The organism is Pseudomaricurvus albidus (genome assembly GCF_018863235.1).
In the GTDB taxonomy this organism is placed as follows: Bacteria; Pseudomonadota; Gammaproteobacteria; order Pseudomonadales; family Cellvibrionaceae; genus Pseudomaricurvus; species Pseudomaricurvus albidus.
Map to the genome: position 1 here is coordinate 452,465 of NZ_JAHKRS010000002.1, position 21,267 is coordinate 473,731.

General features: G+C 47.6%; 22 protein-coding genes and 1 other RNA gene. 17 read left to right on the plus strand and 6 right to left on the minus strand.

The genetic code is table 11. The features are described from left to right. The first annotated feature begins 3 nt into the window (after window positions 1–3). The 14 genes from KOI40_RS05445 (at window position 4) to KOI40_RS05510 (ending at window position 9,135) form a co-directional block, all read left to right on the plus strand. A complete protein-coding gene (locus KOI40_RS05445) occupies window positions 4–537 on the plus strand; it encodes a hypothetical protein (protein WP_216096435.1) in 534 nt (177 codons plus the stop codon). Window positions 538–566: 29 nt separating this feature from the next. Continuing rightward, a complete protein-coding gene (locus tag KOI40_RS05450) occupies window positions 567–1,019 on the plus strand; it encodes a hypothetical protein (protein ID WP_216096436.1) in 453 nt (150 codons plus the stop codon). Between the two features lie 4 nt (window positions 1,020–1,023). Next, window positions 1,024–1,527 carry a hypothetical protein gene (locus KOI40_RS05455; RefSeq protein WP_216096437.1) on the plus strand — a complete coding sequence of 168 codons (504 nt, stop codon included), beginning with the start codon at window positions 1,024–1,026 and terminating at the stop codon, window positions 1,525–1,527. Beyond that, window positions 1,520–2,755, plus strand: a complete 1,236-nt coding sequence (locus tag KOI40_RS05460) for a phage tail sheath C-terminal domain-containing protein (protein WP_216096438.1) — start codon at window positions 1,520–1,522, stop codon at window positions 2,753–2,755. The genes KOI40_RS05455 and KOI40_RS05460 overlap by 8 nt, the downstream gene beginning before the upstream one ends. 11 nt (window positions 2,756–2,766) lie before the next feature. Further along, window positions 2,767–3,270, plus strand: coding sequence for a phage major tail tube protein (locus tag KOI40_RS05465; RefSeq protein WP_216096439.1), 504 nt, complete (start codon window positions 2,767–2,769; stop codon window positions 3,268–3,270). 9 nt (window positions 3,271–3,279) lie between these two features. After that, window positions 3,280–3,522 (plus strand): hypothetical protein, encoded by a 243-nt coding sequence (locus tag KOI40_RS05470; protein WP_142943206.1) that lies wholly within the window; start codon window positions 3,280–3,282, stop codon window positions 3,520–3,522. After that, window positions 3,519–3,764: a phage tail assembly protein gene (locus KOI40_RS05475; RefSeq protein ID WP_068642731.1), complete on the plus strand. Its 246-nt coding sequence runs from the start codon at window positions 3,519–3,521 to the stop codon at window positions 3,762–3,764. The genes KOI40_RS05470 and KOI40_RS05475 overlap by 4 nt, the downstream gene beginning before the upstream one ends. Before the next feature lie 179 nt (window positions 3,765–3,943). Next, window positions 3,944–6,259 carry a phage tail tape measure protein gene (locus KOI40_RS05480; protein ID WP_216096440.1) on the plus strand — a complete coding sequence of 772 codons (2,316 nt, stop codon included), beginning with the start codon at window positions 3,944–3,946 and terminating at the stop codon, window positions 6,257–6,259. Continuing rightward, window positions 6,260–6,658, plus strand: coding sequence for a phage tail protein (locus KOI40_RS05485; RefSeq protein ID WP_233710017.1), 399 nt, complete (start codon window positions 6,260–6,262; stop codon window positions 6,656–6,658). After that, window positions 6,655–6,885: a tail protein X gene (locus KOI40_RS05490; RefSeq protein ID WP_216096441.1), complete on the plus strand. Its 231-nt coding sequence runs from the start codon at window positions 6,655–6,657 to the stop codon at window positions 6,883–6,885. Before KOI40_RS05485 ends, KOI40_RS05490 begins: the two co-directional genes overlap by 4 nt. Window positions 6,886–6,911: 26 nt before the next feature. Further along, window positions 6,912–7,883 (plus strand): contractile injection system protein, VgrG/Pvc8 family, encoded by a 972-nt coding sequence (locus tag KOI40_RS05495; RefSeq protein ID WP_216096442.1) that lies wholly within the window; start codon window positions 6,912–6,914, stop codon window positions 7,881–7,883. A gap of 62 nt (window positions 7,884–7,945) precedes the next feature. Continuing rightward, entirely contained in the window at window positions 7,946–8,236 is a 291-nt protein-coding gene (locus tag KOI40_RS05500) for a DUF6127 family protein (RefSeq protein ID WP_078462491.1), read from the plus strand. A gap of 1 nt (window position 8,237) precedes the next feature. Continuing rightward, window positions 8,238–8,696: a hypothetical protein gene (locus KOI40_RS05505; RefSeq protein ID WP_197479624.1), complete on the plus strand. Its 459-nt coding sequence runs from the start codon at window positions 8,238–8,240 to the stop codon at window positions 8,694–8,696. 1 nt (window position 8,697) lies between these two features. Further along, complete coding sequence (locus KOI40_RS05510; protein ID WP_216096443.1) at window positions 8,698–9,135, plus strand: lysozyme; 438 nt, start codon at window positions 8,698–8,700, stop codon at window positions 9,133–9,135. A gap of 31 nt (window positions 9,136–9,166) precedes the next feature. Here the strand turns inward: KOI40_RS05510 and KOI40_RS05515 are convergent, their stop codons facing one another. Both KOI40_RS05515 and KOI40_RS05520 read right to left on the minus strand, forming a co-directional pair. Next, complete coding sequence (locus KOI40_RS05515) at window positions 9,167–10,669, minus strand: DUF2357 domain-containing protein (protein WP_216096444.1); 1,503 nt, start codon at window positions 10,667–10,669, stop codon at window positions 9,167–9,169. Between the two features lie 2 nt (window positions 10,670–10,671). Then, window positions 10,672–12,270 (minus strand): McrB family protein, encoded by a 1,599-nt coding sequence (locus KOI40_RS05520; protein ID WP_216096445.1) that lies wholly within the window; start codon window positions 12,268–12,270, stop codon window positions 10,672–10,674. Window positions 12,271–12,463: 193 nt separating this feature from the next. Between KOI40_RS05520 and KOI40_RS05525 the strand changes: the two genes are divergently transcribed. Then, the gene (locus KOI40_RS05525; RefSeq protein WP_216096446.1) at window positions 12,464–14,455 is read left to right on the plus strand and encodes a Dam family site-specific DNA-(adenine-N6)-methyltransferase; all 1,992 of its coding nucleotides are present in this window, start codon (window positions 12,464–12,466) and stop codon (window positions 14,453–14,455) included. 375 nt (window positions 14,456–14,830) lie between these two features. On the opposite strand, the gene ssrA is transcribed toward KOI40_RS05525, so the two are convergent. The 3 genes from ssrA to KOI40_RS05540 form a co-directional block, all read right to left on the minus strand. Continuing rightward, window positions 14,831–15,220, minus strand: a transfer-messenger RNA (tmRNA) gene (gene ssrA, locus KOI40_RS05530). Window positions 15,221–15,310: 90 nt separating this feature from the next. Further along, the gene (locus tag KOI40_RS05535) at window positions 15,311–15,643 is read right to left on the minus strand and encodes a DUF6482 family protein (RefSeq protein ID WP_216096447.1); all 333 of its coding nucleotides are present in this window, start codon (window positions 15,641–15,643) and stop codon (window positions 15,311–15,313) included. 101 nt (window positions 15,644–15,744) lie between these two features. Next, a complete protein-coding gene (locus KOI40_RS05540) occupies window positions 15,745–17,091 on the minus strand; it encodes a sodium-dependent transporter (protein ID WP_216096448.1) in 1,347 nt (448 codons plus the stop codon). Between the two features lie 390 nt (window positions 17,092–17,481). Here KOI40_RS05540 and KOI40_RS05545 point away from each other — a divergent pair, with 390 nt between their 5' ends. Both KOI40_RS05545 and KOI40_RS05550 read left to right on the plus strand, forming a co-directional pair. Further along, complete coding sequence (locus KOI40_RS05545) at window positions 17,482–19,986, plus strand: TonB-dependent receptor plug domain-containing protein (RefSeq protein WP_233710018.1); 2,505 nt, start codon at window positions 17,482–17,484, stop codon at window positions 19,984–19,986. A 93-nt stretch (window positions 19,987–20,079) separates the two neighbouring features. Further along, window positions 20,080–20,688 (plus strand): LysE family translocator, encoded by a 609-nt coding sequence (locus tag KOI40_RS05550; protein ID WP_216096449.1) that lies wholly within the window; start codon window positions 20,080–20,082, stop codon window positions 20,686–20,688. 92 nt (window positions 20,689–20,780) lie between these two features. On the opposite strand, the gene smpB is transcribed toward KOI40_RS05550, so the two are convergent. Beyond that, window positions 20,781–21,260, minus strand: a complete 480-nt coding sequence (gene smpB, locus KOI40_RS05555; RefSeq protein WP_216096450.1) for an SsrA-binding protein SmpB — start codon at window positions 21,258–21,260, stop codon at window positions 20,781–20,783. Between the last annotated feature and the right edge of the window lie 7 nt (window positions 21,261–21,267).

Here is a 21,267-nt window from a genome sequence, read left to right on the forward strand (position 1 = left end):
TACATGAACGTCATAGTCGTATTTAATAAATTCACTGACGAATATATCGGTATTACTTATGCCACTGATGACATGAAGTTGGATGAGGCTGCCTGCTGCGATGTTCACTTCAAGTACAAAACGGTCGACATGGATCCAGAAACTGAGGTGTGGCAAGGCAATTTTGCCGATGGTGCTGTAGTCCCTTTAGGGCAGCAAAAAACAGTCATTACTGAAACGGAATTAGACGCCGATTGTCAGGATAAAATCTTTCGAGAGTACCGTTACTATCATCAGCTGACCGTGGTTTATGGCGTGCTCGACAAACTTATCGAAGCTTCAACGATTGATGAGTCATTGCTGAGCGAGTATCGCTCGATGCGACAATATATTGATTCAATTGTGTCGAATAACGAGCGATACAAGCTGGCATATGCCGCTCAAGACGGATATGAGTATCGAGATAAAGCTAAGGAGCGTGAGGTATTGAACGCCCAGCTTGAGGGCGGCTTACATGAGGTTCTGGGCCGTGAAGCGCACCCAGGAACACCGCAATGATTTCTCGATGCCAGCACCTCGAGTCAAATGTGGCAGCCAACATCAGGGCTCAATTAAGCGCGCTTGATACCGCCTATTGGCGTGATCGCAGAAGCCATAAACCGAATGTTGGTCTTAGTGGAGAGGTTGGTCACTACTTCTCTTGTGGCCGTGAATCTGTCCCTCAGGAAATACGTCAGTTAATTGATGACACTGCGCCTAATTTTTTTGGCTATGACTTGGAAGACTGGGTTGTAAACAAAACACCTACGCAAGGCGGTATGCCTCCGCACATCGATAATGAAGGGTATTTGGCGGTTGCATTGTTGTGCTTACAGTCGGGCAGCGGTTGCTTTGAGTGGTATCACGGGAATGACTTAAGTAAGCCAGAACAAATTCCTGATGAAGCTGGGCAAGTTATTCGTTTTGATCAGGTCGACTTAATCCACGCAGTGCCTCCAGCGCATTCCGAACGATACGTCATCGTCTTTCTTTACAGGTAAACCCATGCATCAAACATTCACATCACTGCTCAGTCATGAGCAGTGCGGACAGCTATTGTCTGCAGCTCAGGAAAACATCGGTTTGTTTAAAGCAAGCCAAGGCGTATTGCGGCGAATGGGAGCCAGCGGCAATGACGTGCTTTCCGAATACCAGTTTCTCAAATACTGGCACATGCCGGATTCACTTAAATCTATGGTGGATGCTTCGCTTCCAGCCGAGCTTCGAAAAAATGCCAATGAAGCCTGGTTACTCCACTTTCCCAAAGGGGGGCAATTAGATCGCTATCTAGCAGCCAAACCATTATTTAACTGCCTATCCATACCGCTTAACGATGGCGGTGTATTTGAATTGTGGGATTCAGGCAAAGCCGAAGCGCTAACCAACAAGGCCGGAGATGCTTACTTCTTTTCTTTGGCCAACGAACATCAAGTACCTATCACTCAGCAGGATGACTGGTACCTATGTTTCCTATTTTTACATCATATTGAGGTGAAGCCAAATGCCTGAACAATTTCTCCATGGTGTGGAAGTCGTTGAAATCGACTCTGGCCCACGCCCAATAAAAACGGTTCGCTCATCCGTCATTGGTTTGATCGGCACAGCGCCCGATGCAGATGAAGAGCGATTCCCTTATCACACGCCTATTTTAATTGCGGGTAAACGCAGTGAAGCGGCTGGTTTGGGACGAGCTGGAACCTTGCCTGCAGCCATTGACGATATCTTCGATCAAACGGGAGCGATGATCGTTCTGATCCGTGTGCCGGACTGGTTTGGTGAAGATGAGGAATGGCCCTCGCTCATCGAAGAAGAGGGTCCTCGTTTGGCAATGGCAGGCCCTTGGTTTCCAAACATCGGCCAGGTCATCGGAGGCATTGATGATGAAACCGGTCAGTATCTTGGTATCCAGGCATTCCTCGCTGCCGAAAGCGAAGTGCATGTCACGCCCCGTATTTTGATCGCGCCTGAGTTTAGTCATCACCCAGCCGTAGCCAATGAACTTCTTTCTGTTGCTGAGCGGCTGCGGGCGGTTGTGATTGCTGATGGACCGAATTACAACGATGAAGAAGCCATCGAATACCGACAAATGTTTGGTAGCCCAAGACTGTATCTAATTGACCCTTGGGTTCGCGTTTGGGATGCCGCAGACAACGTCGAAGTCGTGCGCCCAGCCAGTGCACGAGTAGCAGGGTTGATTGCTAAATCAGATGCAGAGCGCGGCTTTTGGTGGTCACCGTCTAATCGTGAAATTCGCGGTTTGATGGGTACTGCTCGAAGTGTTGATTTTGCATTGGGTGATGTCAATGCACGCGCCAATTTCCTAAATGAAAATGAAGTGGCCACCATTATCCAGAAAGATGGATTTCGACTTTGGGGTAATCGCAGTTGTAGCGCTGATCCGAAGTGGGCTTTTTTAAGTGTTCGACGAACCGCCGACATGATCAATGAATCGTTACTGCGAGCGCATATGTGGGCGGTGGATCGAAATATCACTAAGACCTATATCGATGATGTGCTCGAAGGTGTGAACGCTTATTTGCGTTATTTGCAAACAGTGGGTGCGATTATTAACGGTCGTGCATGGGCTGATCCGGAGTTAAATACGCCTGATCAAATTTCCCAAGGCAAGGTGTATATCGACTTTGATTTTACGCCGCCTTATCCAGCCGAGCACATTAGCTTTCGAAGCCATTTGGTCAATGACTATCTGGTTGAAGTACTGCCTGATGCCGCCTAAAGGAGCAACGTATGCTTGATGATATTTTAAAAAACATGGCGCTCTTTGTGGATGGGCGTGGCTATGCTGGCAATGTTGAAGAACTGACATTACCGAAGCTCGCGCTTAAAACTGAAGAGTTTAGAAACGGTGGTATGGATGCACCCATTGAAGTCGAGATGGGGATGGAGAAGCTTGAGAGTGAATTTACGCTCACTCGCTTTGATAAAAACATACTCAAGTTATTCGGTCTAGCGCCCGGCCAACTGACACCATTGACTATTCGTGGCGCTGTGGTTTCCGATGACGGGACGCAATCGCCAGTAGTCGTAAACCTGCAAGGCATCGTCCGAGAAATGGATCCTGGTAATTGGAAGCCAGGAGACAAAGCCACGCTCAAAGTCAGTTTGTCTTTGCGTTACTACAAGCTGACACACGGTGGCGATGTTCTCCATGAAATCGATATTCCCAATATGGTTCGCACCATCGGTGGGGTTGATCAACTGGCTGCTACGCGCAGCGCACTAGGTTTATAAGAGGCCGCTATGACTGCAACGTACTATGTAATTAAACCCACTACGCATGCCCGAAAGAAAGTCACGCTAGGTGATCAGCTTTCTCTGACCGAGTCGCAAGCAAGGCCGCTTCGCAATGGTGGTTTTATCACTCCAGATAAAGCCGCTGCCGACCGGATTGCTGAACTGGTAAAAGAAAATACCGAGTTAAAGGCCAGCCAGCCGACAGAGACTACCGAAACAACCAAAGACAGCGAGGCTGAAAAAGCATGAGCAAGGTAAAAATTGAATTAACGCACTCGATAGAAATCGATGGTGCGAAGGTTGGAGTTATTCAACTGCGCAGGCCAAAGGTTCGAGACATGCTCAGTGTTGAAAAAAGCGTGGATAACGATGCTGAAAAAGAAATCCAGCTCTTTGCCAATCTAAGTGAGTTATCGCCCGATAATTTGTTGGAGTTGGACATGGCCGATTACGCGAAACTGCAAAAGGCCTATCAGGATTTTTTGTCTTAAGCCCTCGCGATGCTCGTAGAGCTGTGATCGCCTTGGCTAGCCATACCGGCTGGCAATTATCTGAACTGTTAGAGCTTGATGGCCATGAATTAATGGCCTGGCTTGACGTTTTGCCTAAACGGCCCTAATCCCAAGATTCTAATGGTGTTAGTGCCAGTTTGTCTTTAAGGAGTGTCTTAATGGCTAACTCGTCATTTAAGTTGGCACTTCAAATTGGTGCCTCCATTGGCCAGAGTTTTCGGACATCTGTTCGTGGTTCGCAAGTTCAGCTAAACCAGTTAGGCGCCTCTATTAATCGACTGAAGAATCAACAGAGTGCGATTCGTAAAGTCGAATTGGGCGAAGCTAATGTGGGTAAGGCGCGAGTTGCTTACGAAGCAGCTAGCCGAGAACTATCTCGTTTGCGTCGTGAGGTGGCCTCAACCGAGCAACCGTCAAAACAACTGACGCAATCTTTTGAAGCAGCTAAGCAAAAAACACAACGTTTGTCTGCAGAACTGGCCAAGCAGCGTGACCGACTTCAGCGTAGTCGACGAGAGCTTCAACAAGCTGGTGTGAATACGCGAGAGCTGTCGCGTGAAAACACTCGCCTTGGTGCATCACTCGATCGCTTAAGTCAGAAGTATCGCAGGTTGAATCAAGCCATGCAGGCTCAAGAAGCCAACAAGTCGCGTCGAGCGGATTTGCGTGGACAGCTATTCGATGTGGTTGCCTTAGGTGCCAGTGTTGCAGCACCGGTGAGTATTGCAGTGAACTTTGAGCAATCCATCGCAAGATTGGGAGCCATTACTCGATCTAGCGATGAGTCTCTAAAAAGCCTAGAGCAGACTGCACGAAGCTTGGGTGAGACAACCCAGTTCTCAGCTTCTGAGGCGGCGTCGGCCATGACATTCTTGGGGATGGCAGGCTTCAATACCAACCAGATTGTTGCAGCTACGCCTGGCATGTTGAACCTTGCTCAAGCCGCAGGCAGCGAATTGGCCGATACGGCGGATATTGCCTCCAATATTTTGAGCGGCTTTTCTCTTCAAGCCCAGGATATGAATCGTGTGGGTGATGTATTGGCGGCGACTTTTACTACGTCGAACACTACCTTGCAGATGCTGGGTGATACCCTGAAGTATGCAGCACCAGTTGCCAGTAGCGCAGGTGCCAGCATCGAAGAAGTTGCCGCGATGGCAGGTTTGCTTGGCAATGTGGGCATCCAAGGCAGTATGGCGGGTACTGCATTAAGGGCTGCGTTCCTTAGGTTATCGGCTCCACCTAAAAAGGCGGCTGATGCTTTGGCGAACCTGGGTGTTGAGGTCAAAGACCTTGATGGTAATTTGCGCTCGGTTCCCGAGTTGTTGCAGGAATTAGCGCATGCGACCGAGGGGTTGGGATCGGCAGAGCGAGCCGAAGCAATCAAACAAATATTCGGTGAAGAAGCTTCGGCCGGTATGACCGAGCTACTTAAGCAAGCCGGAACCGGCGCGCTGGATAGCTACATTCAACAACTACAAAAAGCCCAGGGTACGGCTGATGCCATGGCTCAGAAAATGAGTGCAACTACCTCTGGTAGCCTCAAACGACTGGGTAGTGCGCTAGAAAGCGTGGCCATTAGTGTCGGTAGTTTATTGCTGCCAACCATTGCTGCAGGCGCTGAACTGTTTGCGGGCATGGCCAGTTGGGTGTCTGGTGCCGCACAAGAATACCCCATGCTCACGAAAGCGATTGTGGGTGCAACCGTGGGCTTGGTGGCCATAAAGGTTTCTGCCATTGCAGGTGCTTACGCCTTTACCTTTCTCAAAGGCGGTGTGCTTTCGTTGATGACAGCCTACCGAACCTTAAGTGCTGGTTTAGCGCTGGCGCAGCTGGGTATGGCTCGAATGAATGTGTTGTCAGCATTAAGTGCTGTGCGCATGGGGGTCGTCACGGCGGCTCAGTGGGCGCTTAATATTGCTATGACTGCCAACCCCATTGGTCTAATTATCGCGGGTATTGCTGCACTGGCTGGTGCAGCTTATCTACTGTTTCAGCATTGGGAGCCTATTGGCGAGTTTTTCTCTGGCCTTTGGGATGGCGTAAAAGAAATCACGAGCGGCGCTGTGGATTGGCTTCTTGGTAAGTTGGACTTGCTCGCTAAACCCTTTCAGTTACTCGGTGCTGCCTGGGATGCTGTGGCTGGCTGGTTTGATGATGACGAGTCCCAGTCTCCAAGTTCTGGCAATGGTCAACGAAAACGTAATGTCGCGACTGCAGCGGTTGGTAGTGTTTTGGCCGCTCAGCCAGTGATGGCATTACCTGATGGCAGCAACGAAGTCACTCCCAGAATCGAAGCTGCTTCCCCTGCAAATTATCAGCAAAACAGTGTCGCTATTGATGCGCCCATCACAATTCATGCCGCACCTGGCATGGATGAACGGGCGATTGCTGGAGAAGTACAACGTGCCTTAGAGCAGCGTGAAGCGAGAGCTGCCACTGAGCGTCGAGGTGCGCTTTTTGACGGAGGGTGAATGATGAGTGAAACCATGATGGCATTGGGAGTTTTTCGTTTTTCTTTAGATACCGCCGCCTACCAAGACTTTAAACGAAGCCAAACGTATCGCTGGCAATCACAAGAGCGATTGCTACGCAGACCTGCTTTGCAATTTATTGGACTAGGGGAAGAAACCATCGAATTGAACGGACTCATTTATCCGCATTTTCGCGGCGGCTTAACTCAAGTGGAGGCCATGCGTATTGAGGCCAGCAAAGGCTTGCCACTTGTGTTGGTAGATGGGCTTGGTTTTGTCTGGGGGCAATGGGTCATCAAACAGATCAGCGAGGGCCAAACGGTTTTCCAGCCAAACGGGCAACCACTCAAGCAGACGTTTCAATTAAGTCTTTCTCGCTATGGGGATGATATCCGATGAATACGGCTGCGAAGTATCGGACTCGACAAGGCGACATGCTTGATCGCATTTGCATTGAATACTACGGGTATTCGAGCGAGGCCGTTGAAGCAGTGTTGAAGCACAACCCCGGCTTAGCTGCGCTTGGTTCTGTGTATGAGTCAGGAGTGATCATTGCCTTACCTGACTTAAAGAGGCCTGAACTAAAACTACAGGGGCAAGCCGATCGTGTGCGGCTTTGGGACTGACTGGAAAAATTAATGTGGAGTGAAATGTGCGGCCTGACTTTCGAATCATTGCTGATGCGCAGGATATTACAGAGGTGATTCGCGATCGTTTGTTATCCCTTCGACTCACCGATGAATCCGGTACCCAATCCGACGCTTTGGAGATCCAGCTGGATGATCGAGATTCAATCATTGAATGGCCTGCCCATGGTGCAGAATTGGTCGTGTCGCTGGGCGACACCAAAGATAATCTCGTCGCCATGGGTGTGTATACCGTTGATGAGATCGAACATGCCGGGCCACCTCAAACACTGACGATTCGAGCCAAAGCTGCCGATATGAGAGCGTCATTGAAAGCGCCTAAATCACGCAGTTGGGATAACCTCAGCTTGGGTGACTTAGTGCGAACGATTGCGGCAGAGCATGAGTTAGAACCAAAAATTGCTGAGGCCTTAGATGGGTTTGCATTTGAGCACTTAGATCAAACCGATGAATCTGATTTGCACCTATTAACACGGCTCGCTCGTGAACACGGTGCCGTTGCCAAACCCGTAGCAGGTAACTTGATTTTCGTACCAAGAGGCGAAGCCCGATCAGCGACAGGACAAGCAATTGAGACTTTAGAAGTGTTACCTACCCACGTACAACGCCATCGATTTACTCAGGCGGAGCGTGGCAAATATTCAGCGGTAAAAGCCTTCTGGCACGATGCCAATAATGCCGAAAAGCAGAGCTTCATCGTCGGTGATGGTGAGCCTGTTTTCGCCATACGTCATACCTACAGTGATGCTCAGCAGGCAACGGCAGCAGCTAGTGCCAAGCTCAAAAGCCTGATTCGAGGTACAGCTACCTTGTCACTAACGCTAGTTGGGAATCCATTGGTTCAAGCAGAAGGCAAGCTACGAGTCGGCGACATTCGTGACCCGGTTAACGGTGAGTGGCTTGTTACTCGGGTTGAGCATCAGCTCGATGCGAGCGGACTGCAAACACGGTGTGATGCTGAAGTCCCCAATAACTGATTGAATATTCTTGATTGTTGAAACCGCCCCTGAGGCGGTTTTGTTGTTTTAGGAGAGCATAAATGGCGCCTGCCAAAGAAAAAGAGAACGGCATGGTCGTCATGCCAAAAGACGAATTTGAGAGCCTTTTGAATAACGCTGCCGAGCGAGGAGCTGAACGAGTATTGGCACATCTGGGTTTAGAAAACGGTCATGCCGCACGTGATATTCGAGAGCTTAGGGACCTATTGGAAGCCTGGCGAGATGCTAGGCGAACCGCATGGCAAACGGTAATCAAAGTCGCCACCACTGGCATTCTAGCCACATTACTGCTAGGTGCCGCCATCAAATTGAAACTGTTCGGAGGACAATAATATGCTCACATTGTTAGGTAGTCTACTTGGCTTTATTTCAAGCGCTTTTCCTGACTTGCTGAAAATCTGGCAAGACAAACAAGACAGAAAACACGAGCTACAAATTCTCGATCGACAGATGGAGCAGATACGCCTCGGCCATAATCAGAGGCTTGAAGAAATTACCGTCAATGCGGATATCAACGAAAGCCTCGCTTTGCTCAAACACGACAGTCAGCCTTCCGGAGTAAGGTGGGTGGATGGGCTTCGAGCTTCTGTGCGCCCGGTAATCACTTACGCTTTCTTCCTGCTGTTTACCACTGTAAAAGTCAGTGCGCTTTATGTGCTGGTGGTTGATCAGGGTATGGAGTTTGTTGTGGCTTTGCCACAAATATGGGATCCAGAAACGCAAGCACTGTTTGCTGCTGTGATGAGTTTTTGGTTTGGTCAGCGTGCTTTGGCAAAATCTAGGGGGCAGTAATATGCGCCACATTACCCAAGATGGCATCGACTTGATCAAGCGATTCGAAGGTTTTAGCTCGTCAGTTTATATCTGCCCCGCCGGTTACCCAACCATCGGCTATGGACACTTGGTCCGTTCGGGCGAGTCTTTTACCGAAATCACTGAGACTGATGCCGAGGAACTATTGCGTAAAGACGTTGAGTCAGCAGAGCGGGCGGTTTTACGTTTGGTGAATGTCCCACTAACTGATGGCCAGTTTGATGCGTTGGTTTCATTTACCTTCAACCTTGGATCAGGGGCTTTTCAACGATCTACTCTTCGAAGAAAGGTCAATCGCCAAGCTCATTCCGAGGTACCGGAGCAGCTAATGCGCTGGGTGTGGGCTGGTGGGCGTAAGCTAAACGGCCTCCGCAAACGGAGGAGTGCTGAATCGATACTTTATCGGTTACAAGCGTAGGTTGTAGATAAAATTTTACAGACTATTACTGCTAACTAAATCGATTCAACAAAAACCGACTAAAAGAAGTATTATCTGCTCCAGGAATAAGTGGTAGAGCTCCAACCCCTGTTAAATCAAATTCACTTTCAACCTCTTCCACAACCTGTGATGGCTTTGAATTAACAAAGAACTTAAATTTGTTTCCTGGATATAAAACAATAGCACTGTCAGAATCATAAATAGCATCTAGGTATGCGTGCATTTTATTTACATCATCGTTCTTAAATGTTTTATATTCCAAATCATCACTACCAATATAGGAATTAATCCGATATTTAGCATCGAAATGAAAAAAGACTCCCGTAGCCTTATTCTGAACAGTAATGTCTGGGCGCAAAGTAGTTGAATAACTTCCACCACCAGAAATAGAAAATGACCTGTTATAACTAACGGCAAAATTATCATTTTCAAATGTCGTACTGTACTTTATTGTATCCTCCTTAATCTTGGAGGTTTTTTCTGAAACAAAAACTTGCTCGCCCAATATTTGATAGGAGACTTTATAAAAACACCACATCTCATAAAGAGTCGCAATATCAACAAGGTCTACTTTAAGCTCATTCTCAAATTCCTCGAAAATATGACGAACAGAAAACAATGAGTTCGTAAAATACTTCAATAGATTGTTATAGCCATCACGAGAAGAAAGAACAGTTGAATTCGTAGAAATCCTTGAAGGGCTATCAATATCTATAAAAAACGAATCTGACAATATCCGCCTGATGGTTAACAAAAGAGAATTAGCGCGTTCCACTACCGCATCAGGCAACTTTTTTATATTTAATACACTCAAACATATTTGTTGGCAGTATTCGTAGAAAAACTTCACAAACTGGTTTTCAAGAGTATTAGAAGAAAGAACACTCTCTTCGTAATGAACCCGATGCGATGCTGCTTCATTACCACCACTGAACCCAACTTTAGCCAACTGCCTTACTGTACTAGGTGATATTTTTCGAAGCTTCCAAATTGGGGTCTCTCTAACGGAAACCTCATATTTCAAAGAAGTGTTTCTCTTTATCTTTTCAAGCTGATAGCCCGCTTGTTCAAACTGTTCATACTCAAAAAATATCTGATATATGTAATTAAGCCGATGAACAAGATTATTCTCCACAGACTCCCAATCTTTCTCGGCGTGATTATATAAAGCAGAACTATAGGAAAATGACATCTTCCTACTTAATTCATCCAACTCATCCACAATCACTTTTATTTGTTCTGCCCCAGTCATTCCCGAGTCGAATTTTTCAGACCTAACATCGATCTCTCTATCAAAAAACCTAATCTTTCCTATAAAGTTTTTTATGCAAAGTTCTGCAATCTTATTTCCATGATGCCAGGACAAATGAGCCTTTAGCTCACTTCTACTAAAAAAATCAGAAACCTCTGCACTATCTGGGGAATCGAGCAAAATAAAATACGTCCGATTTTCCAGAATAAAATCGTCTTCAACGGCAACTTTGGGATTCAGGCTTGAGTATATGGTGAACATTGTTATTCAATGAAGCTAGCAAAACCTTGGGTAGATAATGTTTTATACATCTTTATAAGCTTCTCAAGACTCCTGCTGAAAGTGAGTGCGTCTAAGTCTAAGGCTTCGATTTGATTCATGTTGAAATTCTCAATCCCCCCATCTGAACCTGACAGAAAATAGATAATTTCTTTTAGTGGTTCATTTAACTTCGCAAAATTCCCATAGAGTTTAGGAAGCACTTTTTGAAGAATCTGAACATCTAAAGCTTGAAGCTCAATATCTTCGTTATCAGCGATATTTACCTTGGAATTTGAAATAAAGTGAGAAACTTCGCTAATAGTTCTATATCCAAAGTGCAAATTAGACTTTTTCAATACATCAAGAAGCCCAACAATGATACGCTTAGCTTCATCACCCAATCCATCAAACTGATCAACGCTAGCTTTTGTAAAAGTTGTAAAATCGGGAAAACTGGTTAACTTGAAGTTTCCGCCATTGGGCATGCCTCCCAAATATACTTCGTTAAACTCAATGACGTTTGCCCTATCCAAAACCTTTGGGCTAAACATATAAGTTGTATCATCTACATTTACAGTTCCAGTAACATAGAGATTAAGAGGCAATTCTAAACTTGATCGAATCTCATCATATTCATCATCATCAGTAGAAACAAAATGATTCCCAGAGTAGAGGTGAATCCCTTCTTGTTTAACACTGCCATCATCGTTAACCGTCCTACTCTCCATACAGCTTAGAAAGTCACTGAAATAATGCTCAACCTTCGACAAATTCATTTCATCCAAAATGACAAAAAAAGGAATCTCAGGGTTTTCTTCAGCAACAAGAATAAACTTTAGAAGTTTAGTCATTGTGTATTTTTCAGTGATTGGATTGTAGTAACCAAATAACTCAGATGAATCAGTCCAATTACTTTTTACCGAGATAAAACATTTGTTGTTTATCTCTGAAAGCCTAACCGCTTCATTTTCATCATTAGCAGCGACAACTTGCTCATCATTAATAGAGTCAACTCTAAACCGATGAACTCCAACCCTTCTTAGTTTCAAAATATCCCCAACCTCGAAGTTATTCTGAAAGAACTCACTTGAGTCAAACTCTTGAGCAGCACCACGCGCTGACTTGGCTCTTATTCTTACAAGAGGATTTCTAGCTCGCTGGAGGTAAACACCTATTTCTGCACTCTGCCCATCAGCCAGCTCAATCGTCATCACAACTGGCTGAGATATATTTTCATCACTCTCTGGGCGATTTTCACGAATTTCTTCAATTCTTGCGTTTAGATCCTCTATCTCTGCTTGCTCAAAGATATGATCTAATTGATTATATTGAAAATTTCCTCGATCACCTTTCATTAAACCATTTTGCACTTTTAGAATTATTTCACCGTCACCATGAACAGCTTGATTTTGTTGCTGTGGCACAATATTGGGTAATTGAGGTTCAAATAACTGTGCTATTTTTGTTTTACCTGTTCCAGAGATACCTGAAAGTATTACAAAGGGTTTTGTTGAAAGGGAGAGCGCATACCTGGTCAAAATTTCATCAGAAAATTTATATCCCTTTCTAGAATAGCTTTCAAAATACTCATCTATAGCCACAAAAATAACCTCTATTATATGTATATGGTCAAAATACTATACAAATCAATGCTGATCCATAATTTAAGCCAAGAGTTGCTTCTTATTAAAATAACGATGTTTAAGGTTGCATCGGGTTTTCGGTTCAGGTAATTTAGCATGTATAAGGTTTGACTCTATTTTCGGTTCTAAAAGTCTCTAAGGATATTCTTATATGGGAAATGCTCTTTCGATTGAAGTTGCCTCAAATATTTTGGGCGTATGCAAACAGACCCTAAGAAGATGGGACGAAACTGGAAAGCTAAAGGCAGCAAGAAGCGAAAGTGGATATAGACTGTACCATTTGAATGACCTTCAAAAGCATATCCCTGAAGACAAGGCAAAGCCTTTCTTGAAATGGGCTGGCGGTAAATCTCAGCTACTTCCAAACATACTTCCCCATGTACCAGATGATTACGAGGAATATCTTGAACCTTTTGTAGGTGGTGGTGCATTATTTTTTACGCTTCAGCCCAAAAAAGCAAAGCTAAACGACATTAACCCAGAGCTAATAAATACTTATAAACAGATCAGAGATAATGTCGATGAAGTCATTTCTATTTTAGACTCTCACCAGAAGAAACATTCCGAAGAATATTATTACAAGATTCGCTCAATGAATGTCAGCCGCATGAAGGAAGTTAGTCGAGCGGCTAGATTTATCTATTTAAACAAAACCTGCTTCAATGGATTGCATAGAGTTAATCAAAAGGGGCAATTTAATGTTCCAATGGGAAACTATAAAAACCCTAAAATCCTTGACGATTCGAACCTGCGAGCTTGTTCAAAAGCCCTAGAAAATACCGAACTGTTTTCAATGGATTATCGGGAGTTCCTTAAAGCACATAGCACACCTAATAGCTTCATTTATCTTGACCCTCCATATATTCCAGTATCTGAATATTCGGATTTTGATCGATATGCGGAGGGGAAATTTAGAATTGGTTCCCAGCTTGACCTTTCATATTTGTATTCAGAATTAGTCGAAAGCGGTGCAAACGCACTGCTTTCCAATTCTTCATCAGAACTATCTTACAGACTGTATTCAGAGTTTAAGGTTGAAACAGTCCAGGCAAGCAGGTTTATAAATAAAGACGGTAGTAAGCGAGGAAAAGTAGATGAAATTTTAGTTCATCCTAAAAGAGTGCAAGAACCATCCTTTCCTTCTACACGGTACATGGGAAGCAAAACATCTCTGCTTCCATATATTTCTGAGATTTTAAGCAAACAAAATGGCTCTACTGTTTTAGATGCCTTTAGCGGAAGTGGAGTTGTAAGCTACCACCTTAAAAAGCTTGGATTTGAAGTTATCTCTAACGACTTCCTTTCATACTCTTCTTCAGTAACCACTGCTCTGGTAGAAAACAATTCAGTCAAACTCGAAGCCAATGATATTGACTTCCTACTTTCCAAAAACAGGAAAGCAGGAAAGTTTGTTCAAACTACATTTAAAGATATATATTTCTACGATGAAGACAACAAATTTCTAGACAACACTCTGGCAAACATTGAGCTTTTAGACTGTAAATATAAGAAAGCTCTAGCCAGATCAGCGTTGTCTCGTGCTTGTTTAAAACGCAGACCTAGAGGTATATTTACGTATGTAGGCTTCAAATATGATGATGGCCGCAAAGACTTATCTTTCTCTTTAAGGGAACACTTTCTTTTTTCTGTTGATGATTTTAATAAAGCTGTATTCAACAACGATCGAAAAAACAAGGCATACAATATGTCGGCACTTGATCTAAATGTCGAGTCTCCAGACATTGTTTATTTAGACCCTCCCTACTTCTCCAAACACTCTGACAATGATTATGTTAGGCGGTATCATTTTATTGAAGGTTTGTGCCGTAACTGGGAGGGTATCGAACTTCAGGAGCACACAAAAACAAAGAAGTTTAAAACGTATTCTTCGCCATTTAATACAAAGCCTGGCACATATGAAGCTTTTGAGGTGCTATTTAATAAATATAAGAACTCTACATTCTTAATATCCTACTCTTCAAATAGCTTGCCAACAAAGGAAGAGCTAACTGCAATGCTTGAAAACGTTGGAAAAAAAGTGACACTGAAAGAAATTGACTATAAATACTCAGCAGGGACTCAAGGTCACAAAGTAAACAATAACAATAATGACGCACTAGAATATTTGTTTTTGGCTGAATAAGAGACCTTAAGCTGATTCAGTTAACACATATAAGCATATTCGTCATCGAGAAGTCACGGACTCTGATTTTCATATTATTTTTCACTCGCTGTTTTGGTAGGTTGTCCCCACTCCTACCAATACTGCAAACAAACCTTTCTCCAAGTCCGTCGATAACCTATTGATTTTAAAGGGCTGTGTTTTCTCTGGTCATGGACTTCGGCACTAAGTAAATGGGAGAGGCGCAGAGAGTATTCGGCAATTTAGAGAATATTCGCCTTGGATAGTCTGAGATTAAGAAGAGGGCGAAGTCCGTAAACCCTTGCCACGTAAGGCCTGTAGCGCGGGGCGCAGGCATAAAAAAAGGTGAACTGAGATCAGTTCACCTTCTTCAATTGGTGGAGCCGGGGGGAGTTGAACCCCCGTCCGCAAGCACTCTGCCTTAGGGTCTACATGCTTAGTTCCACTATTTGATTTAACTCATTACAGCCCAGTGGCCAAGACGTAACAAGCGATCCTGATAAAAGTTTAGCTGATCCACCCCAGGCAGGCTTCACTGCGATCCTGTTCTATATGACAGTCAGTAGCGCGGTACAGGCACCTTGCTAAAGACCGCTAGCGGCGAACCACTAGATGGTGTTACAAAAGGCTACTTACGCAGCCAGTGCAGCACCGTAGTTGTCATCGTTGGCAACTAATAATGTGCAGCTTTGGATTTACGTGATTCGCTACCCTCACGACATGCACCTAAGGTTTTGTTACCGACGTCGAATCCAAATCGGCCCCTTAGAAGTTCGGCATTATAGGCAAATTCCATCCAAGAAGACAGGTTTACCTTAACCTTAAGACCATTAATGGGGGCGATGGGTTCCGCTTTCAAGGGGCCGGTGGTCTTGTGTCGGCTGCGGGCAGGTGCTCGGGAAAGATGGGTACCATCAGGGTGTTGTCCGCAGCGCGGGCAGGCAGGCCGACCATTTCATCGTAGGCGCTTTGTTGACGCAGGAACATGGCTGCGGGCTTGAGTGGGTCCAGCTGATCGCGCATTTCAATCAAGCTGCGGGTTTTCAGCGGGGTGTCGTCGTCCAGCCAGATCAGGCGTTCTGTGTCGCCTTCACAGTGAAAGGCCTGATAGATGCCGCCTTCGTAGGAGTCGATGATGACGTGCAGCGGTTCCCCGCTGCGCAGATCGTGCAACATTACCTTGTTCATGATGCCACCTCAGGGTTGGGTTCACCCTGAATATACGCATCAATGTCAGAAGGCGATCACTTTTTGACCGTTGATGCTGCCACTAATGTTAGCCGCCGGTTTTAACCACCGATGCTCTGGATCAGGGTGGTCAGTACCAGCAGCGGGCAGACGAATTTGACGTAGTTGGGCCAGACTTTCCAGAAGAAGGTGCCTTCGATTTCCGGGTGGCCGGCCTTGATTTCCTGCAGCAGGTTGTCACGATGCCAGATCCAGCCGGCAAACACACACAGCATCAGGCCCAGCAGGGGCTGGCTGTAGACGGTGGTGAGGTTGATGACGAAGTCGAACAGGGTGCCAAAGTTAAACAGGATCACGGTGGAGCAGCCAAAGATCAGGGTGCCAATGACCAGCGTGGCCTGGCGGCGGCTGAAGGAGGTTTCTTCCACGGCGAGGGAAACGGGGACTTCCAGCATGGATATGGAGGAGGTCAGCGAGGCAATGGACATCAGGATAAAGAAGGCCAGAGCCACCCACATGCCGATGGCGCCCATGGATTCAAACAGGGTGGGCAGTACCTGAAAGATCAGGTCGGGCCCGGCGATCAGGTCGCCGGCTTCGGTAAAGATGTTGGCGCCGTATTGTTTGGCGACGTAAATCGCCGGGATGATCAGCAGGCCGGCGACAAAGGCGGTGCCCGAGTCCACCAGCGTCACCATCACACCCAGTCGCGGCAGGCTCTCTTTGTTACTTAAATAAGAACCGTACACCAGCATGGTGCCAACACCCAGCGACAGGGAGAAGAAGGCTTGTCCCATGGCGTCGACAAACAGGCTTGGCTTGAGCTGGCTGAAGTCCGGCAGCAGATAGACGCGCAGGCCTTCGCCGGCGCCGGGCTGGGTCATCACGTAGATGATCAGGCCCGCCAGAATCACCATCAACATGGGCATCAGGCGGGTGGACCACTTCTCAATCCCGCCGGAAATGCCGTTGGCGATGATGTACATGGTCAGCAGCATGAAGATGCCCATGCTGATGATGTTGCGTTCGTTGCCAAAGCTCACCAGCCACTGGCTGGCACTGTCCCAGCCCAGCAGGCTGGTGACGGATTCGGCCAGGTAGCAGAGCATCCAGCCGGCGACGATGCCATAAAAACTCAGAATCAGGCTGGCAATGATCACGCCGTAAATGCCGACGCCGGTGCCCAGAATACGGGAGGCCTGATTGGGTGCGATGCCGCGCAGGGCGGTGAGGATGTTGGATTTGGAGTGGCGGCCAATGATCAGTTCGGCCATCAGGGCGGGGTAGGCGAGGGCGAAGGCCATCATAAAGTACACCACCACAAAAGCGGCACCGCCGTTGCTGGCGGTCTGGGTGGGAAAGCCCCAGATGTTCCCCAGGCCAATGGCGGAGCCCGCCGCCGCCATAATAAAGCCGAATTTGGATGAAAACTGTTCTCTGGATGCCATACCGAAGCTCTGTTTGTTTCTGCCGAAGCTCTGAATTTGTTCTTGTTGGGAGCGATCCTGTCCGCTCGCTGAGCTGGGGTGGGAGCACTGGTAATCGGGTATTGTGCGTGCAGAGGGGATGTGGGTTCAAGTTTTATCCCAAATAGGCGGCTTTCTGGGGGCTGCGTCACGTCTGGCTTAGGTCTGGACTGGCCAGTCAGCTTAAGTTGTTGAAACAAGTGTTTGAAAGAGGTCTAATGCGCCGGTTTTATGCTGCCAAAATACCATGAACACTTTGCCTGTTATTGGTGCAGAGTGAAAAGTAGCCAATATGAGCTATATATACAGCGGTGGTTATAAAAAATATAAGCCCTGTCCGAACGGGGCATAAATACTTTTGAGGAGACATTAATGTCTGATCTGCAGAGAAAAGAAAAAACGTCGCCATTCGTGCGCGCTTTGCTGCCGGCCTGTATTGGAGCCATTGTGAGTGTAGGGGTACAAGCACAGTCAGAGATTGCACCGGCCAACCCTTCAGAAATGATTGAAGAGGTCATCACTCTGGGTACCCGTATGGCGGGACGTACGGCCACGGAAAGTCTGGTGCCGGTGGATGTGATCTCGGAAGAGGCCATTCAAAATTCCGGTGCAGTGGATACTGCTGACATGCTGCGCAAGCTGGCACCTTCTTTCAATATGAACAACACCACCACGTCGGATGGTCAGGATCTGATGCGTCCGGCAACCCTCAGAAGCATGGCGCCGGATCAGGTGCTGGTGCTGGTGAACGGCAAGCGCCGTCATCAACAGGCTCTGGTGGCGGTACAGGAAAACGTTGGCCGTGGTTCTGCCGGTACCGATCTGAGCTCTATCCCTCTGACAGCCATTGCCCGTGTTGAAGTGTTGCGTGACGGCGCTGCGGCTCAGTACGGTTCCGATGCAATTGCCGGTGTGATCAACATCGTTTTGAAAAGCTCTCCGGGTGGCAATGCCTGGACACAATACCGCACAACGTCTGAAAACGATGGCGATACCGTGAAAGCGGGTATTACCTACGGCTTTGAGTTCGATAATGGCGGTCATCTGAATCTGACCTACGAGTATCTGGATCAGGATCCAATGAACCGTGCTGCCGAGTCCAACTGGGGCGGTGCAAGCCCGATTACCGACCAGCTGGTGCTGGTGGGTGAAAGTGATGTCTCCAGCGATTCGTTGTGGTTGAACGCGGCTCTGCCCATCGGTTCCGGCGAGCTGTATGCGTTTGGTGGTTACACCAAGAAAGAAGGTGAATCGCTGGGTTTTTACCGCGGGCCTAACGATGGCCGTGTCTGGTCTTCACTGTATCCGAACGGTATTACGCCGGGTCTGGGTACCGAGACTGAAGACAAGTCCTTTGCGCTGGGTTACCGCATTACCTTAGGTGAGTGGGACGCCGATGCCAGTTTGGCCTGGGGCGAGAACCGTTTTGAGTTCCGCAACACCGAGTCCCTGAACGCCAGTTACGGTCCAAGCAGTCCTACCTCTGCCTATGATGGGGCGCTGGTTACTGACCAGTTGACCTTCAATGTCGATGGTCGTCGCAGTATCGATCTGCCGTTTGCTGTCGATTCTTCTCTGGCATTGGGTGCCGAGTGGCGTGAAGATGGCTTCAAACAGGAAGCCGGTGATGAAGTTTCCTATGCCCGTGGTTCTCAGTTGTGTGATGAAAACTTTGTGAACTCCACTGATCCGGCAAAAAATCCTGCCACTTGTGAGTATACCGGCAGCAGTGGTTTGGTAAACGGCACTACTGTACCCGGCATGCAGGGTTTTCAGGGGTATTCTCCTGCTCTGGAAATCGACACCGATCGCGACAGCTACGCCTTGTACGCTGATCTGGAAATGTCTCTGACTGATCGTCTGGATGTGGGTGGTGCAGTTCGTTATGAGGATTACTCTGACTTTGGCGATACCACCAACTTCAAGTTGTCCGGTCGTTATCAGCTGACAGAAACGCTGGCCGTGCGTGCCGCCTTCTCCACGGGCTTCCGTGCTCCGGGTGTACAGCAGCAGTATTTCTCGCAGCGCAGTATCTCCATCAGCAATGGTCAGCTGGCCGATCTGGTGACCATTCGTCCCGACAGTGAGCTGGCCAACGACTTTGGTTTCAGTGATCTGAAAGAAGAGACTTCCGAGAGCTACAGCTTCGGTTTGGTTTACACCGGCGATTTCTGGACCAGTACGCTGGATCTGTATCAAATCGATATTGAAGATCGCATTGTTTACTCAAGCAATATCTCTCCGACGGGTGATGCAACCAATCCGATTGATATCATCTTTGCGGCCAATGGCGGAGCAGGTCAGGCGCTGGATGGTGTGGCGAACGTATCCATCTTCACCAATGCGGCCGATACCAAAACTGTTGGTATGGACTGGGTGAACCAATGGGACTGGGCGCTCAATAGTGGTGACAACATGGTGTTTGAAGCCACGTTGCATATGAACAACACTACTATTGAAGAAGTGAATACCTCTTCTCCGATTGTCTCTAATGACACTGTCTTCAGTGAAAGTAATCAGTTGCTGGTTACTGATGGGCAGCCGGGTAAGAGAGCCACTTTGGGAGCCACCTACAATGCGGAATCCTGGAGTCTGACTTCTCGCGCGACCTATTATGGTGAGGTAACTACCGCCAGCTACGGCACAGAGAAGAATACCTGGAGTGCCAAAACGCTTGTGGATTTGACCGGTGTGTGGAACGTTACCGAGTCTATTCAGTTGTCAGCGGGTATTCTTAACCTCTTTGATACCTACCCTGACAAGTGGGGTTCAGAAGGTGGTGACTTCCCTGCGCTGGGCTTTGAGTACGGTTGGACCACCTTCCCGTTCTCAATCGCTGGTCGTGAGTACTATGTACGGGCGTCGCTGAATTTCTAAGTGCTGCTTGTCTCGTCTGAGTAAAAGGGCGCATTCGCGCCCTTTTTTGTATTTGCCCGTTGGGCTCCAGAATTAAAGAAGTAAGGTCGATTCATGACGTATATTGAATGGCTAACTTTAGCCGGTTTGTGTTTTCTCGGTGCGGCCAGTCCTGGCCCCAGTCTGGCGGTGATGATTGAGCAGACGTTAAAGGGCGGGCGTAATCAGGGCATGATTGCTGCTGTGGCGCACGGTGTCGGTGTCGGCGTCTATGCGCTGCTGGCGGCGCTGGGCTTGGCGGTCGTCGTGCAGCAGACGCCGTGGTTGTTTGATGGCCTGCGCTGGTTGGGGGCGCTTTTCCTGCTGTTTCTGGCTTATCAGTCTTTTCGTTCGCCGATGGCGTTTGGAGAGGCCGAAGCTGGGCACACTGTGTCGTCACGGCAGGGCGTGGTGACGGGTTTTCTGACGGCGTTTCTGAACCCCAAGCTGGCGATTTTCTTTCTTGCGGTTTACACCCAGTTTGTCACGCTGGAAACACCCATGATGCAGAAGCTGGGCATGGCCGGGGTGTCGGCTTCGGTGGATGCGCTCTGGTATCTGGCGGTGGTGATGATGGTGTCACATCCCAAAGTGATGGCGAAGCTAAAGCAAAACGCAGAAGCTTTGCAAAGGGTGTTTGGCGTGCTGCTGGTGTTGGTCGCGGTGCGGGTGATCTTGCAGTAACGTAAGAAGTGCCGGAGCTGAGCGCATTGGCATCTAAAAGCTCTGTGAGACAAAAAAGCCGGCGGATGCCGGCTTTTTTAGAGGTATTTAACTTAGGCGGGCTTTTGAAACAGGCGCTGTTTCTCGCGTGCCCAGTCCCGCTGTTTCTCGGTTTCGCGTTTGTCGTGCATTTTCTTGCCCTTCGCCAGGGCAATTTCACACTTCACCAGATGGCCTTTCCAGTAGAGTGCGGTGGCGACACAGGTGTAGTCTTTTTGTTCTACGGCCTGTTGCAGCTTGGCGATTTCCTTGCGGTTCAGCAGTAATTTACGCTGGCGGGTCGGCTCGACGACGAAGTGGGTCGATACGGTGTTCAGCGGGGAAATCTGGGCGTTAAGCAGCCAGGCCTCGCCGTTCTTGAAGAACACGTGACTGTCGACAATTTGTACTTTGCCTTCCCGCAAACTCTTCACTTCCCACCCCTGCAGGGCGATGCCCGCCTCGTACTTGTCCGATAAATGGAAGTCGAAGCGCGCTTTTTTGTTCAGTGCGATGGTATTGCCGGAGGGCTTTTTGGATTTCTTCTTGGCCATGGCGGCG

What these genes read in the sequence shown, in the direction of transcription:
- KOI40_RS05445 (WP_216096435.1), top strand. Translation starts at nt 4, where the DNA reads ATGAACGTCATAGTCGTATTTAATAAATTCACTGACGAATATATCGGT.
- KOI40_RS05455 (WP_216096437.1), top strand. Translation starts at nt 1,024, where the DNA reads ATGCATCAAACATTCACATCACTGCTCAGTCATGAGCAGTGCGGACAG.
- KOI40_RS05460 (WP_216096438.1), top strand. Translation starts at nt 1,520, where the DNA reads ATGCCTGAACAATTTCTCCATGGTGTGGAAGTCGTTGAAATCGACTCT.
- KOI40_RS05465 (WP_216096439.1), top strand. Translation starts at nt 2,767, where the DNA reads ATGCTTGATGATATTTTAAAAAACATGGCGCTCTTTGTGGATGGGCGT.
- KOI40_RS05470 (WP_142943206.1), top strand. Translation starts at nt 3,280, where the DNA reads ATGACTGCAACGTACTATGTAATTAAACCCACTACGCATGCCCGAAAG.
- KOI40_RS05475 (WP_068642731.1), top strand. Translation starts at nt 3,519, where the DNA reads ATGAGCAAGGTAAAAATTGAATTAACGCACTCGATAGAAATCGATGGT.
- KOI40_RS05480 (WP_216096440.1), top strand. Translation starts at nt 3,944, where the DNA reads ATGGCTAACTCGTCATTTAAGTTGGCACTTCAAATTGGTGCCTCCATT.
- KOI40_RS05485 (WP_233710017.1), top strand. Translation starts at nt 6,260, where the DNA reads ATGATGAGTGAAACCATGATGGCATTGGGAGTTTTTCGTTTTTCTTTA.
- KOI40_RS05490 (WP_216096441.1), top strand. Translation starts at nt 6,655, where the DNA reads ATGAATACGGCTGCGAAGTATCGGACTCGACAAGGCGACATGCTTGAT.
- KOI40_RS05500 (WP_078462491.1), top strand. Translation starts at nt 7,946, where the DNA reads ATGGCGCCTGCCAAAGAAAAAGAGAACGGCATGGTCGTCATGCCAAAA.
- KOI40_RS05505 (WP_197479624.1), top strand. Translation starts at nt 8,238, where the DNA reads ATGCTCACATTGTTAGGTAGTCTACTTGGCTTTATTTCAAGCGCTTTT.
- KOI40_RS05510 (WP_216096443.1), top strand. Translation starts at nt 8,698, where the DNA reads ATGCGCCACATTACCCAAGATGGCATCGACTTGATCAAGCGATTCGAA.
- KOI40_RS05515 (WP_216096444.1), bottom strand. Translation starts at nt 10,669, where the DNA reads ATGTTCACCATATACTCAAGCCTGAATCCCAAAGTTGCCGTTGAAGAC.
- KOI40_RS05525 (WP_216096446.1), top strand. Translation starts at nt 12,464, where the DNA reads ATGGGAAATGCTCTTTCGATTGAAGTTGCCTCAAATATTTTGGGCGTA.
- KOI40_RS05535 (WP_216096447.1), bottom strand. Translation starts at nt 15,643, where the DNA reads ATGAACAAGGTAATGTTGCACGATCTGCGCAGCGGGGAACCGCTGCAC.
- KOI40_RS05540 (WP_216096448.1), bottom strand. Translation starts at nt 17,091, where the DNA reads ATGGCATCCAGAGAACAGTTTTCATCCAAATTCGGCTTTATTATGGCG.
- KOI40_RS05545 (WP_233710018.1), top strand. Translation starts at nt 17,482, where the DNA reads ATGTCTGATCTGCAGAGAAAAGAAAAAACGTCGCCATTCGTGCGCGCT.
- KOI40_RS05550 (WP_216096449.1), top strand. Translation starts at nt 20,080, where the DNA reads ATGACGTATATTGAATGGCTAACTTTAGCCGGTTTGTGTTTTCTCGGT.
- smpB (WP_216096450.1), bottom strand. Translation starts at nt 21,260, where the DNA reads ATGGCCAAGAAGAAATCCAAAAAGCCCTCCGGCAATACCATCGCACTG.